At 64.1% G+C, this 25,391-nt stretch carries 20 protein-coding genes; 15 read left to right on the top strand and 5 right to left on the bottom strand.

Features of this window, described 5'->3' with window-relative positions; genetic code table 11:
- Window positions 1-5: 5 nt before the first annotated feature.
- Entirely contained in the window at window positions 6-1,664 is a 1,659-nt protein-coding gene (locus AAHK21_RS14735) for a GspE/PulE family protein (RefSeq protein WP_367857622.1), read from the bottom strand.
- A gap of 97 nt (window positions 1,665-1,761) precedes the next feature.
- Entirely contained in the window at window positions 1,762-2,088 is a 327-nt protein-coding gene (locus AAHK21_RS14740) for a hypothetical protein (RefSeq protein ID WP_046853736.1), read from the bottom strand.
- 125 nt (window positions 2,089-2,213) lie between these two features.
- Here AAHK21_RS14740 and AAHK21_RS14745 point away from each other — a divergent pair, with 125 nt between their 5' ends.
- The gene (locus AAHK21_RS14745; protein WP_023631494.1) at window positions 2,214-2,684 is read left to right on the top strand and encodes an Lrp/AsnC family transcriptional regulator; all 471 of its coding nucleotides are present in this window, start codon (window positions 2,214-2,216) and stop codon (window positions 2,682-2,684) included.
- Between the two features lie 55 nt (window positions 2,685-2,739).
- Here AAHK21_RS14745 and AAHK21_RS14750 read toward each other — a convergent pair whose 3' ends face one another.
- Window positions 2,740-4,119 (bottom strand): inorganic triphosphatase, encoded by a 1,380-nt coding sequence (locus AAHK21_RS14750; protein ID WP_038707017.1) that lies wholly within the window; start codon window positions 4,117-4,119, stop codon window positions 2,740-2,742.
- 138 nt (window positions 4,120-4,257) lie between these two features.
- Here AAHK21_RS14750 and argE point away from each other — a divergent pair, with 138 nt between their 5' ends.
- The gene (gene argE, locus AAHK21_RS14755) at window positions 4,258-5,403 is read left to right on the top strand and encodes an acetylornithine deacetylase (protein ID WP_367857623.1); all 1,146 of its coding nucleotides are present in this window, start codon (window positions 4,258-4,260) and stop codon (window positions 5,401-5,403) included.
- A 109-nt stretch (window positions 5,404-5,512) separates the two neighbouring features.
- On the top strand, window positions 5,513-6,811 hold the full coding sequence (argA, locus tag AAHK21_RS14760; RefSeq protein ID WP_367857624.1) for an amino-acid N-acetyltransferase: 1,299 nt from the start codon (window positions 5,513-5,515) through the stop codon (window positions 6,809-6,811).
- A gap of 45 nt (window positions 6,812-6,856) precedes the next feature.
- On the opposite strand, the gene AAHK21_RS14765 is transcribed toward argA, so the two are convergent.
- Window positions 6,857-8,233 carry a glutamine synthetase family protein gene (locus AAHK21_RS14765; protein WP_038707015.1) on the bottom strand — a complete coding sequence of 459 codons (1,377 nt, stop codon included), beginning with the start codon at window positions 8,231-8,233 and terminating at the stop codon, window positions 6,857-6,859.
- A gap of 667 nt (window positions 8,234-8,900) precedes the next feature.
- On the opposite strand from AAHK21_RS14765, the gene AAHK21_RS14770 reads away from it, so the two are divergent.
- From AAHK21_RS14770 to AAHK21_RS14800, 7 genes are all read left to right on the top strand, one after another.
- Window positions 8,901-10,259 (top strand): glutamine synthetase family protein, encoded by a 1,359-nt coding sequence (locus tag AAHK21_RS14770; protein WP_038707014.1) that lies wholly within the window; start codon window positions 8,901-8,903, stop codon window positions 10,257-10,259.
- 48 nt (window positions 10,260-10,307) lie between these two features.
- Window positions 10,308-11,669 (top strand): aspartate aminotransferase family protein, encoded by a 1,362-nt coding sequence (locus tag AAHK21_RS14775; RefSeq protein ID WP_367857625.1) that lies wholly within the window; start codon window positions 10,308-10,310, stop codon window positions 11,667-11,669.
- Window positions 11,670-11,838: 169 nt separating this feature from the next.
- Window positions 11,839-12,936 carry a polyamine ABC transporter substrate-binding protein gene (locus tag AAHK21_RS14780; RefSeq protein WP_046853738.1) on the top strand — a complete coding sequence of 366 codons (1,098 nt, stop codon included), beginning with the start codon at window positions 11,839-11,841 and terminating at the stop codon, window positions 12,934-12,936.
- Between the two features lie 161 nt (window positions 12,937-13,097).
- Entirely contained in the window at window positions 13,098-14,192 is a 1,095-nt protein-coding gene (locus tag AAHK21_RS14785) for a polyamine ABC transporter substrate-binding protein (protein ID WP_046853739.1), read from the top strand.
- A 57-nt stretch (window positions 14,193-14,249) separates the two neighbouring features.
- Window positions 14,250-15,392, top strand: a complete 1,143-nt coding sequence (potA, locus tag AAHK21_RS14790) for a polyamine ABC transporter ATP-binding protein (RefSeq protein WP_367857626.1) — start codon at window positions 14,250-14,252, stop codon at window positions 15,390-15,392.
- The gene (locus AAHK21_RS14795; protein ID WP_023630467.1) at window positions 15,389-16,309 is read left to right on the top strand and encodes an ABC transporter permease subunit; all 921 of its coding nucleotides are present in this window, start codon (window positions 15,389-15,391) and stop codon (window positions 16,307-16,309) included. Before potA ends, AAHK21_RS14795 begins: the two co-directional genes overlap by 4 nt.
- The gene (locus AAHK21_RS14800) at window positions 16,306-17,199 is read left to right on the top strand and encodes an ABC transporter permease subunit (RefSeq protein WP_038707013.1); all 894 of its coding nucleotides are present in this window, start codon (window positions 16,306-16,308) and stop codon (window positions 17,197-17,199) included. The genes AAHK21_RS14795 and AAHK21_RS14800 overlap by 4 nt, the downstream gene beginning before the upstream one ends.
- Window positions 17,200-17,262: 63 nt before the next feature.
- On the opposite strand, the gene AAHK21_RS14805 is transcribed toward AAHK21_RS14800, so the two are convergent.
- A complete protein-coding gene (locus tag AAHK21_RS14805; RefSeq protein ID WP_046853741.1) occupies window positions 17,263-18,429 on the bottom strand; it encodes an AAA family ATPase in 1,167 nt (388 codons plus the stop codon).
- Between the two features lie 139 nt (window positions 18,430-18,568).
- Between AAHK21_RS14805 and AAHK21_RS14810 the strand changes: the two genes are divergently transcribed.
- From AAHK21_RS14810 to AAHK21_RS14830, 5 genes are all read left to right on the top strand, one after another.
- The gene (locus tag AAHK21_RS14810) at window positions 18,569-19,657 is read left to right on the top strand and encodes an efflux RND transporter periplasmic adaptor subunit (protein WP_367857627.1); all 1,089 of its coding nucleotides are present in this window, start codon (window positions 18,569-18,571) and stop codon (window positions 19,655-19,657) included.
- Entirely contained in the window at window positions 19,654-20,721 is a 1,068-nt protein-coding gene (locus AAHK21_RS14815; RefSeq protein ID WP_046853743.1) for an efflux RND transporter periplasmic adaptor subunit, read from the top strand. Before AAHK21_RS14810 ends, AAHK21_RS14815 begins: the two co-directional genes overlap by 4 nt.
- Window positions 20,718-23,771, top strand: a complete 3,054-nt coding sequence (locus AAHK21_RS14820) for an efflux RND transporter permease subunit (protein ID WP_367857628.1) — start codon at window positions 20,718-20,720, stop codon at window positions 23,769-23,771. Before AAHK21_RS14815 ends, AAHK21_RS14820 begins: the two co-directional genes overlap by 4 nt.
- A gap of 189 nt (window positions 23,772-23,960) precedes the next feature.
- Window positions 23,961-24,143 carry a sulfur starvation response protein OscA gene (gene oscA, locus AAHK21_RS14825; RefSeq protein ID WP_003258557.1) on the top strand — a complete coding sequence of 61 codons (183 nt, stop codon included), beginning with the start codon at window positions 23,961-23,963 and terminating at the stop codon, window positions 24,141-24,143.
- 47 nt (window positions 24,144-24,190) lie between these two features.
- Complete coding sequence (locus AAHK21_RS14830) at window positions 24,191-25,198, top strand: sulfate ABC transporter substrate-binding protein (RefSeq protein ID WP_046853745.1); 1,008 nt, start codon at window positions 24,191-24,193, stop codon at window positions 25,196-25,198.
- The last annotated feature ends 193 nt before the right edge of the window (window positions 25,199-25,391 follow it).

The raw sequence follows: 25,391 nt of genomic DNA on the forward strand, positions 1-25,391 counted from the left end.
CTTGGTTATCCACAGACCCGCAGGACCTCTTCGGTAGAGGTCCTGCCCTGGGCGACCCGGTCACCACCGTGCTGTCGAAGGTCACGCAGCCCGTCTACCTCAGCCTGTTGCCGCAGGGCGGCGAGGTCGCTGGCGGGGGTGATCCGTTCGCGCAATGCGGTGCTGACCTGGAGCAGTTCGAACAGCCCGGTACGCCCATGGAAACCCGTACCCCTGCATTGCGGGCAGGCCTGGCGATCCTGCGGGCGCAGGCCCAGACAAGCGCGACATAGCGTGCGCACCAGGCGCTGGGCCATGACCCCGAGCAGAGTCGCCCTGATCAGGTAGTCGGCGACGCCAAGCTCCAGCAGACGGGTGATCGCGCCGCAGGCGTCCTGGGTATGCAGGGTCGACAGCACCAGATGCCCGGTGAGGGCCGCCTGCACGGCTACCTGGGCGGTTTCCCGGTCGCGGATTTCGCCGATCATGATGATGTCCGGATCCTGGCGCAGCAGGGCGCGAGCACCGCTGGCGAAGTCCAGCTCCAGGCTGGGTTGGACCTGCAACTGGTTGATCATCGGTTCAAGGCGCTCGATCGGGTCCTCGATGCTGCACAGGTTGACCTGGGGGCTGGCCAGGTGCCGGAGGCTGGCGTACAGGGTGCTGGTCTTGCCCGAGCCGGTCGGCCCCGTCACCAGCAGGATGCCCTGGCGTTGTTGCAGCAAGGCCAGCCACTGTTCCAGCAACGCGCCCTCCAGGCCGAGAGTTTCGAGGCTGTCGTGCAATTGCTGAGGGTCGGACAGGCGCAGCACCAGCTTCTCGCCGAACGGGGTGGGCAGGGTGGACAGACGCAGCTCCACCTCGGCACCGCTGGGCAGGCGGGTTTTCAGGCGGCCGTCCTGTGGTCGGCGTTTCTCGGCGACGTTCATGCGGCCCAGGTGCTTCAGCCGGCTGACCATCGCCAGGGTGACGCTGGCCGGGAAGGCATACACCGCGTGCAGCAGGCCATCGATGCGCAGGCGCAGATGGCCTTGTTCACGGCGGGGTTCCAGGTGGATATCGCTGGCGCGCTGCTCAATGGCGTACTGCAGCATCCAGTCGACGATGTGCACGATATGGGCATCGTCCGCGCTGGCCTGGGTTTGCCTGGCACCCAGTTCGAGCAGTTGCTCCAGCTCGCCGAGGCGGGGCAACTGGACCAGACCCGCGCCGCGCACGGAGTGGGCCAGGCCCAGGAAGGTCGGGCGCAGTTGGCGCAGCTGTCGCGGACTGGCCAGCACCCGGCGCACTGCCTTGCCCAGGCTGCGGCTCAGGTCTGCCTCCCATTCGTGTTGATAAGGCTGGGCGCTGGCCACCGTGACACTGTGTTCATCCACGGCCACGGCGAGGATGCCATGGCGCTGGGCGAAGGCGGCGGACATCAGCCCGGCCACGCGCACCAGGTCGACCTGCAAGGGGTCGATTGCCAGAAATGGCTGGCCAACCCGGTCTGCCAGCCAACGGCACAGGGCATCCAGCCCCAGCGGGTGGCCGATGGCGGCGATCAGCTCCAGGGGATGTTCGCCAGGGTGGGCCTTGGCGCGCTCGAGAGCCGCGAGCGCGGCTTCGGGGGCGATCCGCTGCTCCGCCAGCAAAGCGTCCAGCAGGCGATTGAGGTCAAGATCAAGGTGGTCGTTGGCGAGCATGCAAGCGTCCTTGCCGGGCTTCAGAGGCGTGGGCAAGGCTAGTCGTGCAGGGCGCTCGGCGTCGGTGCAAAGGGTTTCCGGACATTGCCTACCGGTTTCAACGGCGGGCTACCTCCGCAAGCTGTGGCAGGTTCGCCAGGCACACTTCGCTGACGCAGACCAGGTTGCGCAGTTTCTGCGCGATCACCTCGGCCCGATGCCAGCTCAGGCCGCCGACGCCGATCGCCACGTCCAGCAGATCGTCGCACTGGCTCACGTTGACGCTGTGCGGGGTGAGGAACTGCAGGGCGAACAGATTGAGCACGCGGCACAGGCTGTCCGGTTCGGCGTCGGCCTGCAGGCGGTAGTGCACAGTGCAGTGGACAGTGTTGGCGGCCCAGGCGTCGAGGCGGGGCAAGGTGAGGGGCCGTTCGAGTGCGTTCATGCTGGGTCTCCGCGAAAGTGGAGAAATTCTTGCACGTCAGACGGGGCATTTTTTCGCTATGATTCGCCAATATCGCGCCACTGCGAATTTTTTAATTCGCAAAAATGCAAATTGGAGAATTGTTAATGCTTGGCGAATTGGACGCTTACGACCGGCGCATTCTTGAACTGCTGCAAGACGACGCCTCGCTGTCCAGCGCGCAGATCGCCGAGCGTGTGGGCCTGTCGCAGTCACCTTGCTGGCGGCGCATTCAGCGCCTGAGAGAGGAGGGGGTGATTCGTGGCCAGGTGACGCTGCTGGACCGCAAGAAGGTAGGGCTGAACACACAGATCTTCGCCGAAGTGAAGCTCAACGCCCACGGCCGTTCGAACTTCGCCGAGTTCACCGAGGCGATCCGCGGTTTTCCCGAAGTGCTGGAATGTTATGTGCTGATGGGGGCGGTGGACTTCCTGCTGCGTATCGTCACCTCGGATATCGAGGCTTACGAGCGGTTCTTCTTCGAAAAGCTGTCGAACGTGCCGGGTATTCAGGAAGTTAACTCGATCGTGGCGTTGTCGGAGATCAAGTCGACCACGAGCCTGCCGCTGAGGCCCTGAAGAGCCAATCGCGGGCAAGCCCGCTCCCACGAGTGCAGGAGCAGGCGGTGCGGACTCAGGCCTTGAGCAGGTGCTTCCAGGCGCGGTTCTGCTCGATGGCGCGAGCCTGCTCGATGCGGGCTTCGAGCAGTTCGCCCTTGTCTTCCTCCAGCAGCGGCAGTTCGGCCAGCTCGTGCAGCTTGTTCAGCTCGCCGTAGAGGCGGTCCTGCTGTGGCAGGTCGAGCACTTGGCGGGCGTGGTGCAGCCAGGTTTGCACGGTCTCGATGCGCGGCAGCTGCTCGGCCAGGTCCTCTGGACGCTGCACATACAGCGGCAGTTTCAGGGCGCGGGCTTCCTCGCCCAGCAAGTGCTGCAGCCAGCTGGCCAGCTGCGCCTTGCCCTGGCGCTCGCCACGGCCCTTGCGCTCGACGGTCCAGGCGCGGGCGGTCAGCCAGCGTGCGGTCTCCAGGGAGAACTGGCCCCAGCGCGGATCTTCCAGCTCTTCGGCGAACTGCTCGGGGGCGGCGCGACGGATGTCCTCGTCGTCATTGCCGGCCAATACCAGTGGGCGCCAGTCTTCCAGCAACGCATCGAGGCTGGCGCGCAGGGCGCGGGTGGTCGGGCGCGGTGCCGCCTGGCCGAGGCTGGCGGTGAGGGCGCGCAGCTCGGCCAGGCAGCGAACCCAGTCCTGCAGCAGGCGCCAGTGGCCATTGTGGCGATACTGCTCGGCCAGGCGCTGGCTGCTGCCCAGCAGTTGCCAGGCCAGGGCGGCGTAGGCGTCGTCCATCGGCATCTCGGCGTGCAGCTCGGTCACCGGCAGGCCCAGCTCGTAGCTGTCTGGATCGAGCAGGCGGTAGCCGCGCTCGGCCTTGCTGATGTCGCAAGGCATCAGGGCGAGGCTGGCGGACAGCTCGGCGGCCAGTTCCAGCAGCGCCTCTGGGGCACCTTCACGCAGCTCCAGCTCCAGCTCGCAGATTTCTTCCTTGCGCTTGCCGGCGATTACGAAGCCCTGGTCGATGGCCGCTTCGATCACTACCTTGGCCTTGCCGCGGCCCCAGGCGATCTCGGCGTACTCGCGGGTGAAATCGGTGGTGAACAGCGGCTTGATGGCCTTCTTGTCCAGCCCGGCCAGTTGCTCGGGCCAGCAGGTGCCATCGAGTTTCTTCAGGTCGAGCTTTACCTTGTCCAGGTGCCATTCGAACTCGTTGCGCTCGGACAGGCCGGCCACGCTCTGGCCGCGGCATTTGAGGGTCTGGATGATGACCTCTCCGTCGCGGCGCAGGCGCAGGGCGACACGGGCGGCGGACAGGTCGCGCTCCGGGGTGTCGAAGTACTGGTTGAGCAGTTCGCGGGTCTGCCAGCCGGACTTGTTGCGCTTTTTCAGCAGCGGGTGCTCGCGCAGGGCGGCAAGGGTCTCGCGACTGGCGCGGAGTTTGAGTTCGGTTTCTGTGTGCATCGCGGGCTCGGAAGGAGGGGCATCGTGATTGGGCAGTCTACAGCACTTGCGGCTTGAATCCTTGCTTGTGGGCGCGCGCTTGCCTTGCGGGTCTTTTGCATTGTTATGATGCCCCTTACGCCTCCGAGGAATCCGCGCATGCCTTTGCCATCGCTGAAAGACCAGTTTGCCGCCCTGATCGCCGCACCTTCGGTCAGTTGCACACAGGCTGCGCTGGACCAGTCCAACCGAGCCGTCATCGACTTGCTGGCCGGCTGGTTGGGTGACCTGGGTTTCACCTGCGAGATCCAACAGGTCAGCCCTGGCAAGTTCAACCTGCTGGCCAGCCGCGGCACCGGCCCGGGCGGCCTGGTGCTGGCCGGGCACAGCGACACGGTCCCCTTCGACCCGCAACTGTGGAGCAGCGACCCGCTCAAGCTCACCGAGGTCGATGGCCGTTGGGTCGGCCTGGGCAGTTGCGACATGAAGGGTTTCTTCGCCCTGGTCATCGAGGCGGTGATCCCGCTGCTCGAGCACGATTTCAAGCAGCCGCTGCTGATCCTCGCCACCTGCGACGAAGAAAGCTCCATGTCCGGGGCCCGGGCCCTGGCCGAGGCCGGCCAGCCCCTCGGGCGGGCGGCGGTGATCGGCGAGCCCACCGGGCTCAAGCCGATCCGCATGCACAAGGGCATCCTCATGGACCGCATCGACATTCTCGGGCGCAGTGGCCATTCGTCGGATCCGAACCTGGGCCGCAGCGCCCTGGAGGCCATGCATGCGGTGATGGGCGAGCTGATGGCGCTGCGCCGCAGCTGGCAGGAGCAGTACCGCAACCCCCAGTTCACGGTGCCTGCCCCGACCCTGAACTTCGGCTGCATCCATGGCGGCGACAACCCCAACCGCATCTGTGGCCAGTGCGCCCTGGAGTTCGACCTGCGCCCGTTGCCGGGCATGGATGTGGAGCAACTGCGCGCAGCGATCCGCGGCAAGCTCACCCCGCTGGCCGAACGTCATGACGTGCGTATCGACTATGCGCCGCTGTTCCCGGAAGTGCCGCCGTTCGAGCAGGCCGCCGACAGCGAGCTGGTGCGCCTGGCCGAGCGCCTGACCGGCCATCGCGCCGAAGCAGTGGCCTTTGGTACCGAAGCGCCTTATCTTCAGCAGCTCGGTTGCCAGACCATCGTGCTGGGGCCCGGTGACATCGCCTGTGCCCATCAGCCCGGCGAGTACCTTGAAATGTCACGTATCGAGCCTACCGTGCGTCTATTGCGTGACCTGATCCGGCACTATTGCCTGAACCATTGATCTTTCCTGAAACAGAGGAGACCGCGCGTGACCGCAAGCCTGTTCCGACGATGACTTTCGAACGTTGTGCGCCTTTTCGTTCTCCGTTCACTTATCCACAGGCCCTGTCATGCCCGATTACGTCAACTGGTTGCGCCATGCTTCTCCCTACATCAACGCCCACCGCGATTGCACCTTCGTGGTCATGCTCCCCGGTGATGGCGTCGAGCACCCGAACTTCGGCAACATCGTCCACGACCTGGTGCTGCTGCACAGCCTGGGCGTGCGCCTGGTGCTGGTCCACGGTTCACGTCCGCAGATCGAGAGCCGCCTGGCCGCACGTGGCCTGACCCCGCACTATCACCATGGCATGCGCATCACCGACGCGGCGACGCTGGACTGCGTGATCGACGCCGTCGGCGCCCTGCGCCTGGCCATTGAAGCGCGCCTGTCGATGGACATGGCGGCCTCGCCCATGCAGGGCTCGCGCCTGCGGGTGGCCTCCGGCAACCTGGTCACGGCACGGCCGATCGGGGTGCTTGAAGGGGTCGACTATCACCATACCGGTGAAGTGCGCCGGGTCGACCGCAAGGGCATCAATCGCCTGCTCGATGAGCGTTCCATCGTGTTGCTGTCGCCGCTGGGCTATTCGCCGACCGGCGAGATCTTCAACCTTGCCTGCGAGGATGTGGCCACCCGCGCCGCCATCGAGCTGGGTGCCGACAAGCTGCTGCTGTTCGGGGCCGAGCCGGGCCTGCTGGACGAGCGTGGGCAATTGGTGCGCGAGCTGCGCCCGCAGCATATCGCGCCGCACCTGCAGCGGCTGGGCAGTGACTACCAGGCCGAGCTGCTGGATGCCGCCGCCGAGGCCTGCAAAGGCGGTGTGGCACGCAGTCATATCGTCAGTTATGCCGAGGACGGCGCGCTGCTGACCGAGCTGTTCACCCGTGGTGGCGGTGGCACGCTGGTGTCCCAGGAGCAGTTCGAGGTGGTGCGCGAGGCGACCATCGAGGATGTCGGCGGCCTGCTGGAGCTGATCAGCCCGCTGGAAGAGCAGGGCATCCTGGTGCGCCGTTCACGGGAGGTGCTGGAGCGGGAGATCGAACAGTTCAGCGTGGTCGAGCGCGAGGGCATGATCATCGCCTGCGCGGCGCTTTACCCGATTGCCGATTCCGAGGCGGGGGAGCTGGCGTGCCTGGCGGTGAACCCGGAGTACCGGCATGGCGGGCGTGGTGACGAACTGCTCGAGCGCATCGAGGAGCGGGCGCGCACGCTGGGGCTCAATACCTTGTTCGTGCTGACGACCCGGACCGCACACTGGTTCCGTGAGCGCGGGTTTGCGCCCAGTGGCGTGGAACGGCTGCCGGCGGCGCGGGCTTCGCTGTACAACTACCAGCGTAATTCGAAGATCTTCGAGAAACCGCTCTGACACCGAGGCAATGAAAAACGCCGCCCCTGAGGGCGGCGTTTTCGTTTACACGGTGTGCAGGTACCAGTTGTACTCGAGGTCGGAGATCGAGTGCTCGAACTCCTCCAACTCGCTTTCCTTGCACGCGACGAAGATGTCGATGTACTTCGGATCGATGTACTTGTTGAGGATCTCGCTGTCGTCCAGCTCGCGCAGGGCATCGCGCAGGTTGTTCGGCAGGCTCTGCTCCAGCTGCTCGTACGAGTTGCCTTCGATCGGCTCGCCCGGTTCGACCTTGTTGGTCAGGCCATGGTGCACGCCGGCCAGTACCGCAGCCATCATCAGGTACGGGTTGGCGTCGGCGCCGGCCACGCGGTGCTCGATGCGCACGGCATCCGGCGAGCCGGTCGGCACGCGCAGCGCCACGGTACGGTTGTCCAGGCCCCAGCTCGGTGCGTTCGGCACATAGAACTGCGCGCCGAAACGGCGGTACGAGTTGACGTTCGGGCAAAGGAACGCCATCGAGGCGGGCAGGGTCTCGAGCACACCGCCGACAGCGTGACGTAGCGCGGCGTTCTGCTCGGGATCCTCGCTGGTGAAGATGTTGTTGCCATCCTTGTCCAGCACGGAGATGTGTACATGCAGGCCGTTGCCTGCCTGGCCCGGGTAGGGCTTGGCCATGAAGGTGGTGTCCATTTCATGGTCGTAGGCGATGTTCTTGATCAGGCGCTTGAGCAGCACCGCATAGTCACAGGCCTTGAGCGGGTCGGCGACGTGGTGCAGGTTGACTTCGAACTGCGCCGGGGCGCTTTCCTTGACGATGGCGTCGGCAGGAATGCCTTGCTCCTTCGCGCCTTCGAGGATGTCCTGCAGGCAGTCGGCGTATTCGTCGAGGTCGTCGATCAGGTACACCTGGGTCGACTGCGGGCGCTTGCCCGAAATCGGCGAGCGTGGCGGCTGCGGGCGGCCGTTCACGTTCTCCTGGTCGATCAGGTAGAACTCCAGCTCGAACGCGGCGCAGATGGTCAGGCCCAGGTCGGTGAACTTGCTCACCACCTGGCGCAGTACTTCACGCGGGTCGGCGAAGAACGGCTCGCCTTCGATCTCGTGCATGGTCATCAGCAGCTGCGCGGTCGGGCGCTTCTGCCAAGGCTCGTTGCAGAGAGTGTCGGGGATCGGGTAGCAGATACGGTCGGCATCGCCGATGTCCAGGCCCAGGCCTGTGCTTTCGACGGTCGAACCGTTGATATCCAGGGCGAAGAGGGAGGCCGGCAGGTTGATGCCTTTCTCGTAAACCTTGTGGAGGCTGGTGCGCTCTATGCGCTTGCCGCGCACCACACCATTCATATCTGCAATCAGAAGGTCAACGTAGAGAACCTCAGGATGTTCCTTAAGGAACGCGTTCGCTTCGTTAAGCTGAACGGCACGCGGGGGTACCGACATGATGCAACACCTTTGTTGTTAAAAATATCAATCAAGGGGGGCTTGCAACCCCAGTCAATCGGAAAGACCAGGTTAAGTCAAGCCAGCACCCTGATGCCCTTAAATGGCACATCTACGGCAGATTTGCTGCATCTCGGGGCGTGCCATTATCCGCTATTTTCGACTTGAAGGGTTATCCCGAGCGGGGCGTGTTTTATTTTTTACGGGGGAGTTGTGTAAAAAAATGAACGAGGCTAAGCTCGGCATCAACCCAGAACACAATAATACGAGGGTCACATGGTCCGCCTGTCGAGACCTGCCAGCGCCGCATGCACGGTGCGTTCAGGTACATCTCCCGGTTGCCGTCCGGTCACTGCACGCCTGCTTCGAAGGGGCGCCGCGCTGGCCGCAATAATTGACGGTTCGCTTGAAAAAGCCATGCCTCGTAACGCTTTAGCGCAACACCTCCTTTCCTTCTGCCCTTCGCTTTCTGTCCGGACGCGCGCCCATGGCGTGTATCCATTGTCGTCCTGCGCGAGGGTTTTTGCTTTAGCCATGCACAGCATCCAGAATCAAGGCGCGGGCCTGTCCAGGCCCCTCGGCGCGCTGCGCGCCGACTTTGTCCGACGCCTGGCGTCAGTGGCCGCCGGTTGCCGCCAACCGCGCCACATTACCTCCTGAGGTATTTATGAGTAACAACCTCGACCAGCTCACCGATTGGTTGAAAGAGCACAAGATCACCGAAGTGGAGTGCCTGATCAGCGACCTGACCGGCATCACCCGCGGCAAGATCTCGCCCACCAACAAATTCATCGCCGAAAAGGGCATGCGCCTGCCCGAGAGCGTGCTGCTGCAGACCGTGACCGGCGATTACGTCGACGATGACATCTATTACGAACTGCTCGACCCGGCCGATATCGACATGATCTGCCGTCCCGACGAGAACGCGGTGTTTCTCGTGCCTTGGGCCATCGAGCCGACCGCCCAGGTGATCCACGACACCTACGACAAGAAGGGCAACCCGGTCGAGCTGTCGCCGCGCAACGTGTTGAAGAAGGTCCTGAAACTCTACGCCGACAAGGGCTGGCAGCCGATCGTCGCGCCCGAAATGGAGTTCTACCTGACCAAGCGTAGCGAAGACCCCGACTTTCCGCTGCAGCCGCCGGTGGGCCGTTCCGGCCGCCCGGAAACCGGCCGACAGTCGTTCTCCATCGAGGCGGCCAACGAATTCGACCCGCTGTTCGAGGACGTCTACGACTGGTGCGAGCTGCAGCAGCTGGACCTCGACACGCTGATCCACGAGGACGGCACCGCGCAGATGGAAATCAACTTCCGTCATGGCGACGCCCTGCACCTGGCCGACCAGATCCTGGTGTTCAAACGCACCATGCGCGAGGCGGCGCTCAAGCACAACGTGGCCGCCACCTTCATGGCCAAGCCGATGACCGGCGAGCCGGGCAGCGCCATGCACCTGCACCAGAGCGTGGTCGATGCCGTCACCGGCAAGAACATCTTCTCCAACGCCGACGGCAGCATGAGCGAGTTGTTCCTCAACCACATCGGCGGCCTGCAGAAGTTCATCCCCGAGGCGCTGCCGCTGTTCGCCCCCAACGTCAACTCGTTCCGCCGCTTCCTGCCGGACACCTCCGCGCCGGTGAACGTCGAGTGGGGCGAAGAGAACCGCACCGTCGGCTTGCGCGTACCGGATGCCGGGCCGCAGAACCGCCGGGTCGAGAACCGCCTGCCGGGCGCCGACGCCAACCCGTACCTGGCCATCGCCGCCAGCCTGCTGTGCGGCTATATCGGCATGGTCGAAGGCATCGAGGCCAGCGCGCCAGTTCAGGGCCGCGGCTACGAGCGCCGTAACCTGCGCCTGCCGCTGACCATCGAGGACGCCCTCGAGCGCATGGAAATCAGCCGCGCGCTGGAGCAGTACCTGGGCAAGAAATTCATCACCGGCTACGTCGCCACCAAGCGCGCCGAGCACGAGAACTTCAAGCGCGTCATCAGCTCCTGGGAGCGAGAGTTCCTGCTGTTTGCTGTGTGATCAACCCTGAGGCCGCCAGGGCGCGGCCACCGGACCATGGAGAAGCACATGAGCGTCAACAACCCGCAAACCCGTGAATGGCAAACCCTGAGCGGCGAGCACCACCTTGCACCTTTCAGCGACTACAAACAGCTGAAGGAAAAGGGGCCGCGCATCATCACCAAGGCGCAGGGTGTGCATTTGTGGGACAGCGAGGGGCACAAGATCCTCGACGGCATGGCCGGCCTGTGGTGCGTGGCGGTCGGCTATGGCCGTGAAGAGCTGGTGCGGGCGGCAGAGCAGCAGATGCGCGAGCTGCCGTACTACAACCTGTTCTTCCAGACCGCCCACCCGCCGGCGCTGGAGCTGGCCAAGGCGATTACCGACGTGGCGCCTGCCGGCATGACCCATGTGTTCTTCACCGGCTCCGGCTCCGAGGGCAACGACACCGTGCTGCGCATGGTCCGCCACTACTGGGCGCTCAAGGGCAAGCCGAGCAAGCAGACCATCATCGGTCGCATCAACGGCTACCACGGTTCCACCGTCGCCGGTGCGAGCCTGGGCGGCATGAGCGGCATGCACGAGCAGGGCGGCCTGCCGATCCCGGGCATCGTGCATATCCCGCAGCCGTACTGGTTCGGCGAGGGTGGCGACATGACCCCGGATGAGTTCGGCGTGTGGGCCGCCGAGCAGCTGGAGAAGAAGATTCTCGAAGTCGGCGAGGACAATGTCGCCGCCTTCATCGCCGAGCCGATCCAGGGCGCCGGCGGGGTGATCATCCCGCCAGACACCTACTGGCCGAAGATCAAGGAAATCCTCGCCAGGTACGACATCCTCTTCGTCGCCGACGAAGTGATCTGCGGTTTCGGCCGTACAGGCGAGTGGTTCGGCTCCGATTACTACGGCCTCGAACCCGACCTGATGACCATCGCCAAGGGCCTGACCTCCGGTTACATCCCCATGGGCGGTGTGATCGTGCGTGACACCGTGGCCAAGGTGATCAGCGAAGGTGGTGATTTCAACCATGGCTTCACCTACTCCGGCCACCCGGTGGCGGCGGCGGTGGGCCTGGAAAACCTGCGCATCCTGCGTGACGAGCAGATCGTCGCGAAGGCCCGCGATGAAGTGGCACCCTACTTGCAAAAACGACTGCGTGAGCTGCAGGACCACCCACTGGTGGGCGAGGTGCGCGGCCTGGGCCTGCTCGGCGCGATCGAGCTGGTCAAGGACAAGGCCACCCGCAGCCGTTACGAGGGCAAGGGCGTGGGCATGGTCTGCCGCAACTTCTGCTTCGACAACGGCCTGATCATGCGCGCCGTTGGCGACACCATGATCATCGCGCCGCCGCTGGTGATCAGCCGCGAAGAAGTGGACGAGCTGGTGGAAAAGGCGCGCAAGTGCCTGGATTTGACGTACGAAGCGATTAAATGACGGTCTGCTAGGCTGGCGAGGTGACATTAAGTCCGTTACAGGCGCTGCTTTTGTTGAAACAGCGCCTTGTAACTTGCCAGACTAACGGCTGTTTCAGTCGCCCAGCGCGTGACCCGTGGGACCTGGCTGCTGAACAGATGGCTTGATAATAAATTCTGGAGCATTACGCATGAAGAAATTGGGCAAGACGCTGCTGGCCGCCGCCCTGATGGGTGCCATGGCCACCGCTGTTCAGGCTGACGACAAGGTGCTGCACGTCTACAACTGGTCGGACTATATCGCCCCGGACACCGTGGCCAACTTCGAGAAAGAGACCGGCATCAAGGTCGTCTACGACGTCTTCGACAGCAACGAGACCCTCGAAGCCAAGCTGCTGGCGGGCAAGTCGGGCTACGACATCGTCGTGCCGTCCAACAACTTCCTGGCCAAGCAGATCAAGGCCGGCGTCTACCAGGAGCTGGACCGCTCCAAGCTGCCGAGCTGGAAAAACCTCGACCCGGCCCTGCTCAAGGCGGTCGGCGATGCCAGCGACCCGGGCAACAAGTTCGCCTTCCCCTACATGTGGGGCTCCATCGGCATCGGCTACAACCCGGAGAAGGTCAAGGCCGCGCTGGGCATCGACAAGATCGACTCGTGGGACGTGGTATTCAAGCCAGAGAACATCGCCAAGCTCAAGAGCTGCGGCGTGAGCTTCCTCGATGCGCCGACAGAGATGATCCCGGCCGCGCTGCACTACCTGGGCAAGCCGAGCGACAGCACCAAGAAGGAAGACCTGAAGGCGGCCGAGGACCTGTTCCTGAAAATCCGCCCTTCGATCACCTACTTCCACTCTTCCAAGTACATCTCGGACCTGGCCAACGGCAACATCTGCGTGGCCGTGGGCTACTCGGGTGACCTGGAGCAGTCCAAGGCCCGTGCCCACGAGGCCGGCGACAAGGTCAAGCTGAGCTATGTCATTCCGAAGGAAGGTGCCGGCACCTTCTATGACATGGTCGCCATCCCGAAAGATGCCGAGAACGTCGACGCCGCCTACAAGTTCATGGAATACCTGCTGCAGCCGAAAGTGATGGCCGGTATTACCAACGCCGTGCGTTTCCCGAACGGTAACAAGGCAGCCACCGAGTTCGTCGACAAGGACATTACCAGCGATGCGGCGATCTACCCTTCCGAGGAAGTGAAAGCGCAGCTCTACGCGATCAAGGCGCCAGAGAAGACCGCCCAGCGCGAGATCACCCGTAGCTGGACCAAGATCAAGTCGGGCAAGTAAGCCCGATGCGGCAACCTCTGGGCCGGGCTTTTCCGGCCCAGAGGCCAGTAAAGGCAAATAAGTTTGCGGCATCCACGCCGTGAAGGTAAGTTGCGCGCCGGTTTTGCGTGTGCGGCCGAGGTTTACTGCCCGCAAAGGCACTGATTGTGAGGACCACCCACTTGTCTATTTCTGTTTTTCGCCAGGCCTTGATGGCCGGAGCGGGTCTGACGCTGGCTTGCAGCGTCCAAGCGGCGCCCACGGTGCACATCTACAACTGGTCAGACTATGTCGGCCCCACCACGCTCGCCGATTTCCAGAAGGAAACCGGGATCGAGCCCAAATACGATGTCTTCGACAGCAACGAGACGCTGGAAGGCAAGCTGCTGGCCGGGCGCACCGGCTATGACGTGGTCGTGCCGTCCAACCATTTCCTCGGCAAGCAGATCAAGGCGGGCGCGTTCCAGAAGCTCGACCGCGACCTGCTGCCCAATTATGCGAACCTCGACCCGGCGCTGATGAAGCGCCTAGAGAAGAATGACCCGGGCAACCAGTACGCCGTCCCCTACCTGTGGGGCACCAATGGCATCGGCTACAACGTCGAGAAGGTCAAGGCGGCGCTGGGCACCGACAAGATCGATTCCTGGGCGGTGCTGTTCGAACCCGAGAACATGAAGAAACTCAGCAAGTGCGGCGTGGCCTTCCTCGACTCCGCCGACGAGATGCTGCCGGCGGTGCTCAACTACATGGGCCGCGACCCCAACAGCAGCAACCCCAAGGACTACGCCGATGCAGAGAAGAAACTGCTGGCTGTGCGTCCCTACGTGACTTACTTCCATTCCTCGAAATACATCACTGATCTCGCCAACGGCGACATCTGCGTGGCCGCCGGTTTCTCCGGCGACGTGTTCCAGGCCAAGGCCCGCGCTGAAGAGGCGAAGAAGGGCGTGAAGCTGGCCTACGCCATTCCCAAGGAAGGCGGCAACCTCTGGTTCGATGTGCTGGCGATTCCCAAGGACGCCAGCAACGTCAAGGAGGCCCATGCCTTCATCAACTATTTGCTGAAACCTGAGGTTATCGCCCAGGTCAGTGATTACGTCGGTTACGCCAACCCGAACCCCAAGGCTGGCGACCTGATGGACCAGGCCGTGAGGACTGACGCCGCGGTTTACCCACCGCAGGAAGTGCTGGACAAGATGTTCGTCAACGCCGAGTTGCCACCCAAGGTGCAACGTTTGATGACCCGCAGCTGGACCAAGGTCAAGTCGGGCAAGTAACAATCCAGGCCCGCCAGCGCAGCGGCGGGCACACAAATCTTGTTGGGAGTTTCACTCATGGCAGTTGCCTCCGGTGCCTATAAGAAAGCCCTCGAGGGTGGCCAGCAACCCAAGCAGGTGCTGGTCAAGATCGACCGGGTCACGAAAAAGTTCGACGAAACGGTAGCCGTGGACGATGTGTCCCTGGAAATCCGCAAGGGCGAGATCTTCGCCCTGCTGGGCGGCTCCGGTTCCGGCAAGTCCACCTTGCTGCGCATGCTGGCCGGTTTCGAGCGTCCGACCGAAGGGCGGATTTTCCTCGATGGCGTCGACATCACCGACATGCCGCCCTACGAGCGGCCGATCAACATGATGTTCCAGTCCTACGCGCTGTTCCCGCACATGACCGTGGCGCAGAACATCGCCTTCGGCCTGCAGCAGGACAAGATGCCCAAGGCCGAGATCGAGGCCCGCGTGGCCGAGATGCTCAAGCTGGTGCACATGACCCAGTACGCCAAGCGCAAGCCGCACCAGCTTTCCGGTGGCCAGCGCCAGCGCGTGGCCCTGGCCCGTTCGCTGGCCAAGCGTCCCAAGCTGCTGCTGCTCGACGAGCCGATGGGCGCGCTGGACAAGAAACTGCGCTCGCAGATGCAACTGGAGCTGGTGGAGATCATCGAGCGCGTGGGCGTGACCTGCGTGATGGTGACCCACGACCAGGAAGAGGCCATGACCATGGCCCAGCGCATCGCCATCATGCACCTGGGCTGGATCGCCCAGATCGGCAGCCCGATCGATATCTACGAAACCCCGACCAGCCGCCTGGTCTGCGAGTTCATCGGCAACGTCAACCTGTTCGAAGGCGAAGTGGTCGACGATGCCGAAGGCCATGCGGTCATCGCCAGCCCGGAGCTGGAGCGCAAGATCTACGTCGGCCACGGTGTCACCACTTCGGTCGAGGACAAGCACATCACCTACGCCTTGCGCCCCGAGAAGCTGCTGGTCACCACCGAGCAGCCGACCTGCGAGCACAACTGGTCGCGCGGCAAGGTCCACGACATCGCCTACCTCGGCGGCCACTCGGTGTTCTACGTCGAGCTGCCCAGCGGCAAGATCGTCCAGTCGTTCGTCGCCAACGCCGAGCGCCAGGGCACCCGCCCGACCTGGGACGACGAAGTCTACGTGTGGTGGGAAGACGACAGCGGCGTGGTACTGCGGTCATGAAAATCCGCAAGCTCAAGCGAGCCTTCCAGCGCCTTGTCCCGGAGGGGCGGCATCTGGTGATCGGCGTGCCGTTCATCTGGCTGTTCCTGTTCTTCATGCTGCCGTTCTTCATCGTCCTGAAGATCAGCTTTGCCGAAGCCGATGTGGCCATCCCGCCGTACACCGAGATCTACACCTACCTGGAAGGCAAGGTCCAGCTGGTGCTGAACCTGGCCAACTATGGCCTGCTGACCGAGGACGAGCTGTACATCGCGGCCTACCTCGGCTCGCTCAAGGTGGCCTTCTTCAGCACCTTGCTCTGCCTGCTGATCGGCTACCCGATGGCCTATGCCATCTCCAAGGCCAGGAAAGAGTCACAGACCGTCCTGCTGCTGCTGATCATGATGCCGACCTGGACTGCGATCCTGATCCGCGTCTACGCCTGGATGGGCATCCTCAGCAACAACGGCCTGCTCAACAGCTTCCTGCTGTGGCTGGGGCTGATCGACCAACCGCTGCAGATCCTCAACACCAACCTGGCGGTGTATATCGGCGTGGTCTATTCGTACCTGCCGTTCATGATCCTGCCGCTGTACGCCAACCTGGTTAAGCATGACGAAAGCCTGCTGGAAGCTGCATCGGACCTCGGTTCGAGCACCTTCAACAGCTTCTGGAAGATCACCGTGCCGCTGTCGAAGAACGGCATCATCGCCGGCTGCATGCTGGTGTTCATCCCGGTGGTGGGCGAGTTCGTGATTCCTGAACTGCTCGGCGGCCCGGAAACCCTGATGATCGGTAAAGTGCTGTGGCAAGAGTTCTTCAACAACCGTGACTGGCCGGTGGCATCCGCGCTGGCGGTAGTGATGCTGGCGATCCTGATCGTACCGATCCTGCTGTTCAACCGCAGCCAGGCCAAAGAGATGGAGGGCCGCGCATGAAACGCTTCAGTTTCTCCAAGCTGATGCTGGTGCTCGGCTTGCTGTTCATCTACCTGCCGATGCTGATCCTGGTGATCTACTCGTTCAACGCCTCCAAGCTGGTGACGGTATGGGGCGGCTGGTCGGTGAAGTGGTACGTCGGCCTGCTCGACAACACCCAGCTGATGGGTTCGGTGATGCGCTCGCTGGAGATCGCCTGCTACACGGCGGTCGCCGCGGTGGCGCTGGGCACCCTGGCGGCCTTCGTGCTGACCCGGGTCACCCGCTTCAAGGGCCGCACGCTGTTCGGTGGCCTGGTCACCGCGCCGCTGGTGATGCCCGAGGTGATCACCGGTCTGTCGCTGTTGCTGCTGTTCGTGGCCATGGCGCAGATGATCGGCTGGCCGCAGGAGCGCGGCATCGTCACCATCTGGATCGCCCACACCACGTTCTGCGCCGCCTATGTGGCGGTGGTGGTGTCGGCGCGCCTGCGCGAGCTGGACCTGTCCATCGAGGAGGCGGCCATGGACCTGGGCGCCAAGCCGTGGAAGGTGTTCTTCCTGATCACCATCCCGATGATCGCACCGTCGTTGGCAGCGGGCGGCATGATGTCCTTCGCCCTGTCGCTGGATGACCTGGTGCTGGCCAGCTTCGTCTCCGGCCCTGGCTCGACCACCCTGCCGATGGAAGTGTTCTCGGCCGTGCGCCTGGGCGTGAAGCCGGAGATCAACGCCGTGGCCAGCCTGATCCTGCTGTCGGTGTCGCTGGTGACCTTCATGGTCTGGTACTTCAGCCGCCAGGCCGAGGAGCGTCGTCGTCGGGCGATCCAGCAGGCCATCGAGGAGGGCGCCGCGGCGAACGTCTCGCAGCCGCAGGTACGTCGTCCAGCCCAGGCCGCCGCGCAGGCCTGAGCCAACGCATCGCGGGGCAAGTCGCATCGCCGGTGTGCCGATGCGCCTTGCCCCGCGGTCTTTTCAGCCCTGGTCCGGCCAGTTCCAGGCCGGTTCATCCAGCATGCCCTGCCCGACGATACCGGTCTGCCCCAAGGTCTTCTCCAGGTGGATCGAGTTACACTCGGCATCCTCCTCCAGGGCCGCCACCAGCCGCGGCGCGTGCGACACCACCCATACCTGACATTCTCGCGCCGCGCGGCGGATCAGGCGTGCCAGTGCCGGCAACAAGTCCGGGTGCAGGCTGGTCTCCGGCTCGTTGAGCACCATCATGCTCGGAGGGCGCGGCGTGAGCAGGGCAGCCACCAGCAACAGGTAGCGCAAGGTCCCGTCGGACAGCTCGGCAGCGCTCAGCGGCCGCAGCAGCCCGGCCTGGTGGAAGCGCAGGCCGAACAGGCCGCCTGGCTGGGCGTCGACCGCAAGCCGGGCGCCGGGAAAAGCGTCGCTCACTGCATCCTGCAGGGCCTGCAGATCACCGATCTCGTCGATGGTCTGCAGGGCGGCGGCGAGGTCGCGGCCATCGTGATGCAGCACCGGCGTGCGCGTTCCCAGCCGCGATTGTCGGGCGGGCGCTTCGGCATCGGTACGGAAATGGTCGTAGAAGCGCCAGCTGCGGATCTGCTCGCGCAGGTGCGGCACCTCGGGGGAACCCTGGAGACTGCCGATCTGGTCGAACAGGCTGTCGAACTCGGTCATGTGCTGGTGCAGCACCTGCCATTGGCGCCCGTCGCGGGCCTTGACCATCCCCGCGTTGCGCTGCACCAGCTGGCTGGCGGGTCGGCACAGGGGGCCGGCCCAGATCGTCTCCTGCTTGATCTGCGGATCCAGGGCGAACTGCGACCGGCTGGGTTCGGGCAGGCCGAGGCTGATCGCGTAGCCGAAGTCTTCGCCGGCAAAGCCCATCTTCAGCCGCCGGGCTTGCTGGCGTGGCCCGCCTTCCACTGGCACCTCGCCGTTGAGCATGCGCCGGGTGAGCTTCTCGGGGCCGGCCCAGAAGGTCGATTCCAGCCCGCCCTCGGCAGCCAGCGCATTGACCACGCCGCCGCGCGCGGTCTCTGCCAGCAGGCGCAAGGCCTTGTACAGGTTGGACTTGCCACTGCCATTGGCACCGGTAATCACGTTCAGCCGCCCCAGCGGCAGCACCAGCTGGTTGATCGAGCGGTAGTTGGCAATGGCCAGGGTGGTGAGCATAGGCGGCATCCTTGAGCGGTCGGACGGCAGTATCGCCGATCCCGCCTCGCTTTGTTGAACCCTGGCCAATGCCGTTTGTCGATCCCTGATCTACGCTTTCAAACGCATCCCTTTCACCTGAGAGAAGCAAGGAGCCTGCATGACGCTAGAGCGTGCGCCGCTGGTCGTTTGCCTGGGGCTGCTGTTCATGCTTTCGGGCTGTGGCAAGGAGGAGGTTGGCCAGGTGTTGCCCCGGGTCGCGGTGCAACAGGTGCAGCCCACCGATTTTGCCGCCCGGGTCACCCTGACCGGTGACGTGCAGGCGCGGGTGCAGACCGACTTGTCGTTCCGCGTGGGCGGCAAGATCATCGCCCGCAGCGTCGATGTCGGTGACCATGTAAAAGCCAATCAGGTACTGGCGCGCCTGGACCCCAAGGACCTGCAGAACAACGTCGACTCGGCCAAGGCCGAAGTGTTCGCCGAACAGGCCCGGGTCACCCAGACCAGCGCCGCGTTCGTGCGCCAGCAGAAACTCCTGCCCAAGGGCTACACCAGCCAGAGCGAGTACGACTCCGCCGAAGCCGCGCTGCGCAGCAGCCAGAGCGCGCTCAAGGCCGCCCAGGCGCAGCTGGCCAACGCCAACGAGCAATTGAGCTACACGGCATTGGTGTCCGAGGCCGACGGCGTGATCACTGCGCGCCAGGCCGAGGTCGGCCAGGTGGTGCAGGCGACCATGCCGATCTTCAGCCTGGCCGTCGATGGCGACCGCGACGCGGTGTTCAATGTCTACGAATCGCTGCTGGTGGCGCCCAGCAGCGAGAGGGACTTGACGGTCAGCATGATCGACAACCCCGCCATCACCGCCCAGGGGCATGTGCGCGAGATCACCCCGACGGTCTCGGCGCAGAGCGGCACGGTGCAGGTCAAGGTGGCCCTGCGCGATGTGCCCAAGGGCATGGCCCTGGGCGCGCCGGTGACCGTTTCGGCCAGCGCACACGGCAAACCCAGCGTCGAGCTGCCCTGGTCTGCCCTGACCAAGGCGCTGAGCGAGCCCGCCGTGTGGGTGGTTAGCGAGGGTGACAAGGCGCAACTGCGCAAGGTCCAGGTGGCGCGCTACCTGACCGGCAAAGTGGTGATCAGCGAGGGTCTCGAGGCCGGTGAGGTGGTGGTGGTCAGTGGTGGCCAGCTGTTGAACCCAGGAATTCAGGTCGAGAAGGTCGACGCCAGAAGCGGGGGAGTCGCGCCATGAGGCCGTTGCTGCCGGTATTGTCTGCCTGTCTGTTGCTGGCTGCCTGTGGTGGTGAGGACGTCCAGCCCGAACCCGTGCGCCCGGTGCTGTCGACCGTGGTCGAGCCCCAGGTGCAAGCGCAGCTTGGGCGTTTTGCCGGCAACATCCAGGCACGCTTCGAGAGCACCTTGGGCTTCCGCGTGTCTGGCCGCATCGCCCGGCGCTGGCTGGATGTCGGGGCCCAGGTCAAGCCGGGCGACACTTTGGCCACCCTCGATCCGACCGACCAGCAGAACCAGCTGCGTGCCGCCGAAGGCGACCTCGCGCGGGTCCAGGCGCAGTGGATCAATGCCCAGGCCGATGCCCGTCGCCAGCAACAGCTGTATGACCGCGGAGTCGGCGCCCAAGCCCAGCTGGACATCGCCCAGACCAACCTGAAGACCACCGGCGCGTCGCTGGAGCAGGCGCGCTCGGCGCTCAGCCAGGCCCGCGACCAGCTCGACTACAGCACCTTGCGTAGCGACCATGCTGCGGTGATCACCGCCTGGCAGGCCGAGGCCGGGCAGACCGTCAGCGCCGGCCAGGCTGTGGTCACCCTGGCGCGCCCGGACGTGAAGGAAGCGGTGATCGACCTGCCGATCGCCTTGGCCGAGCAACTGCGCCGCGACCTCACCTTCACCGTCGCCTCGCAGCTCGACCCGAGCATCAACACCACCGCCACCTTGCGCGAGCTGGAGCCCCAGGCCGATGCCACTACCCGTACACGTCGCGCCCGCCTGACCCTGGCCAGCACCCCGGACGCGTTCCACCTGGGGACCGCGATCAGCGTCACCCTGACCTCGGCGCTGACGCCGCGCAGCCAGTTGCCGCTTTCCGCGCTGCTCGAGCGCGATGGCAAGACCCAGGTCTGGGTGGTCGACCCGCAGGGCAAGACCGTGGCCACCCGTGACGTCACCCTGGCAGAGCGTGGCCCTGACAGCATCATCCTGTCCTCCGGTGTGCAACCCGGCGAGCGCGTCGTCACCGCCGGCGTGAACAGCCTCAAGCCTGGCCAGAAGGTCATCTTCGACGAGGACGCACGATGAAAGGAAGCTTCAACCTCTCCGAATGGGCGCTCAAGCACCAGTCCTTCGTCTGGTACCTGATGTTCGTCGGCCTGCTGATGGGGATCTTTTCCTACTTCAACCTGGGTCGAGAGGAGGATCCGTCCTTCACCATCAAGACCATGGTGATCCAGACCCGCTGGCCCGGCGCGACCCAGGACGAGACGCTGTACCAGATCACCGACCGGATCGAGAAGAAGCTCGAGGAGCTCGACTCGCTCGACTACGTGAAAAGCTATACCCGCCCCGGCGAATCGACGGTCTACGTGTACCTGCTCGATACCACCAAGGCCAAGGACATCCCGGACATCTGGTACCAGGTGCGCAAGAAGATCCAGGACATCCGCGGCCAGTTCCCGCAGGGCGTGCAGGGGCCCGGCTTCAACGACGAGTTCGGCGATGTATTCGGCTCGATCTACGCCTTCACCTCCGATGGCCTGAACCTGCGCCAGCTGCGCGACTATGTGGAACAGGCCCGCGCCGAGGTGCGCGAGGTGCACAACATCGGCAAGATCGAGTTGATCGGCACCCAGGACGAAGTGCTCTACCTGAACTTCTCCACCCGCAAGCTGGCGGCCCTGGGCATTGACCAGCGGCAGGTCATGGAGGCACTGAAATCGCAGAACGCGGTGACCCCGGCGGGGGTGATCGAAGCCGGCCCCGAGCGTATCTCGGTGCGCACCACCGGGCAGTTCGCCTCGGAGAAAGACCTGGAGACGGTCAACCTGCGCATCAACGACCGCTTCTTCCGCCTGGCCGATATCGCCGACATCGAGCGCGGCTATGTCGACCCACCGTCGCCGATCTTCCGCTACAACGGCCAGCCGGCCATCGGCCTGGCCATCGGCATGAAGGCCGGCGGCAACATCGAGGTGTTCGGCGCTGCGCTGAAGAAGAAGATGGACAGCATCGTCAGCGAACTGCCGGTCGGGGTCGGCGTGCACACCGTGTCCGACCAGGCGGTAGTGGTCAAGCAGGCGGTTGGCGGCTTCACCAGTGCCTTGTTCGAAGCCGTGGTGATCGTGCTGGTGGTGAGCTTCGTCAGCCTGGGCGTGCGTGCCGGGCTGGTGGTGGCCTGCTCGATCCCGCTGGTGCTGGCCATGGTGTTCGTGTTCATGGAGTACAGCGACATCACCATGCAGCGGATTTCACTGGGTGCGCTGATCATTGCCCTGGGCCTGCTGGTGGATGACGCGATGATCACCGTGGAGGTGATGGTCACGCGCCTGGAAATGGGCGAGACGAAAGAGCAGGCGGCGACCTTCGCCTACACCTCGACGGCCTTCCCCATGCTGACCGGCACCCTGGTGACCGTGGCCGGTTTCGTGCCGATCGGCCTCAATGCCAGTTCGGCCGGTGAATACACCTATACCTTGTTCGCGGTGATCGCCGTGGCGCTGCTGGTGTCGTGGGTGGTGGCGGTGTTCTTCGCCCCGGTGCTGGGCGTGCACATCCTCAGCAGCGAAAAGCTCAAGCCCCACGAGGCCGAACCTGGGCGGGTGGGCCGGGCGTTCGAACATGGCCTGCTGTGGTGCATGCGCCACCGCTGGGTGACGGTGATCGGCACCATCGTGCTGTTCGCACTGTCGGTGGTGGGCATGCGCTTCGTGCAGAACCAGTTCTTCCCATCCTCGGACCGCCCGGAGATCCTGGTCGATCTCGACCTGCCGCAGAACGCCTCGATCGAGGAAACGCGCAAGGTGGTGGATCGCCTGGAGGCGAAGATCAAGGACGACCCCGACCTGGTGCGCTGGAGCACTTACATCGGCCAGGGCGCGATCCGCTTCTACCTGCCCCTCGACCAGCAATTGCAGAACCCCTATTACGCCCAGCTGGTGATCGTCAGCAAGGGCTTCGAAGAGCGCCAGGGCATGATCGAGCGCCTGCAGAAACTGCTGCGCGAGGACTTCGTCGGCATCGGCAGCAACGTGCAGTCGCTGGAGATGGGCCCGCCGGTGGGCCGGCCGATCCAGTACCGGGTCAGCGGCAAGGACATCGACCAGGTGCGCCGCTATGCCATCGAACTGGCCACGGTGCTCGACAGCAACGAGCATATCGGCGACATGATGTACGACTGGAACGAGCCCGGTAAGGTGCTGCGCATCGAGATTGCCCAGGACAAGGCGCGTCAGCTGGGGCTTTCGTCCGAAGACGTGGCCAATGTAATGAACAGCATCGTCAGCGGCGTGCCGGTCACCCAGGTCAACGACAACATCTACCTGGTCGACGTCATCGCCCGCGCCGAGGACAGCGAGCGGGGCTCGCCCGACACCCTGCAGAACCTACAGATCGTCAGCCCCAGTGGTGTGTCCATCCCTCTGCTGGCGTTCGCCACCGTGCGCTACGAGCTGGAGCAGCCATTGGTGTGGCGGCGCGACCGCAAGCCGACCATCACCATCAAGGCCTCGGTGGTCGGCGATATCCAGCCGACCAACCTGGTGGCGCAGCTCAAGCCGAAGATCGACGAGTTCGCCGGCAAGCTGCCGCCCGGTTACGGCGTGGCCACCGGCGGTACGGTGGAGGAGAGCGGCAAGGCCCAGGGGCCGATCGCCGATGTCATTCCGTTGATGCTGTTCCTCATGGCGACCTTCCTGATGATCCAGCTGCACAGCGTGCAGAAGCTGTTCCTGGTGGTCAGCGTCGCGCCGCTGGGGCTGATCGGCGTGGTCCTGGCCCTGGTGCCCACGGGCACGCCCATGGGCTTCGTGGCGATCCTCGGCATCCTCGCCCTGGCCGGGATCATCATCCGCAACTCGGTGATCCTGGTGACCCAGATCGACGAATTCGAGGAGCAGGGCTACACCCCCTGGGACGCCGTGGTGGAGGCGACCAACCACCGCCGCCGGCCGATCCTGCTGACAGCGGCGGCGGCAAGCCTGGGCATGATCCCGATTGCCCGGGAAGTGTTCTGGGGGCCGATGGCCTACGCCATGATCGGCGGCATCATCAGCGCAACGCTGCTGACGCTGTTGTTCCTGCCGGCGCTGTACGTGGCCTGGTACAAGATCCGCGAGCCGGAAAAGACTTCCTGAGAACCACGCGCACCCTGTGGGAGCTGGCAAGCCAGCTCCCACAGGGCTCAGGGTTCGCGCTAATGGTTATATAAACATTCTTAAACAGTATTTTTAAGAATATCCGCGCCTCTCTAATATTGCCCTCAAGCCAGGCGCAAATCCCCTTCAAAACCTCTGCCCGGCTCCCTTACTCACAGGAGAACGAGCATGAGTGCATCTCTGCGCAGCATCGACGGTCAGGACGAAGCCACCATTCTGCGTGAAATCCAGAGTGCCCTGCGCGACCTGCGCTTTGGCGCGGTGGAGATCACCGTGCATAACGCCCAGGTGGTGCAGATCGAACGCAAGGAGAAGTTCCGCCTGCAGCAGCCCGGCAACAAGACCGGCTGACACCGCACCCCTTCAAAACTAGAAAAATGCCAATCGGGAGCTTCACCATGTCCATCCGCCGTTATGCGCTTGCCGCCCTGGCCAGTGCCGTTTTTGCCGGTTCCGCGATCGCCAAGGACTACGAATTGCTGAACGTGTCCTATGACCCGACCCGCGAGCTGTACCAGCAGTACAACGCCGAGTTCATCAAGCATTGGCAAGCCGCCAACCCCGGCGACAAGGTGAAGATCCAGCAGTCCCACGGTGGTTCGGGCAAGCAGGGCCGCGCGGTCATCGACGGCCTGCGCGCCGACGTGGTGACCCTGGCCCTGGCCGGCGACATCGACGAGATCGCCAAGCTCGGCAAGACCCTGCCGGAGGACTGGCAGAAGCGCCTGCCGGACGCCAGCACGCCGTACACCTCGACCATCGTGTTCCTGGTGCGCAAGGGCAACCCGAAAGGCATCAAGGACTGGGGCGACCTGATCAAGAAAGACGTCTCGGTGATCACGCCCAATCCAAAGACCTCCGGCGGCGCCCGCTGGAACTTCCTCGCCGCCTGGGCCTACGGCTTGAAGACCGGCGGCAGTGAAGACAAGGCCAAGGCCTACGTGCAGGAGCTGTTCAAGCACGTGCCGGTGCTCGATACCGGCGCGCGTGGCTCGACCATCACCTTCGTCAACAACGGCCAGGGCGATGTGTTGCTGGCGTGGGAAAACGAAGCCTTCCTGGCGCTGAAGGAAGACGGTGGCAGCGACAAGTTCGAGATCGTCGTCCCATCGCTGTCGATCCTGGCCGAGCCACCGGTGGCGGTGGTCGACAAGAACGCCGAGAAGAAGGGCAACGAGAAGATCGCCGAGGAATACCTCAAGCATCTGTACAGCCCGGCTGGCCAGAAGATCGCCGCGGAAAACTTCTACCGTCCGCGTGACGCGAAGGTCGCCGCCGAATTCGGCAAGCAGTTCCCGAAACTGGACCTGGTGACCATCGACAAGGACTTCGGTGGCTGGAAGACTGCGCAGCCGAAGTTCTTCAACGATGGCGGTGTGTTCGACCAGATTTATCAGGCACAGTGATCGGCAATGAACAATCGGGGCCGCTTCGCGCCCCTTTCGCCGGCAAGCCGGCTCCCACAGGAAGCGGGAATGTACCGCCATTGTGGGAGCTGGCTTGCCAGCGAAAGGGCTGCGCAGCAGCCCCACAAACAAAACCCTTCAGTAGCCTGCACCGGCCCGGGATGACTCCCGGGCTTCGTGCGTTCAACCAGGG

The sequence above is a fragment of the Pseudomonas sp. TE50-2 genome (assembly GCF_040813665.1).
GTDB lineage: Bacteria > Pseudomonadota > Gammaproteobacteria > Pseudomonadales > Pseudomonadaceae > Aquipseudomonas > Aquipseudomonas soli.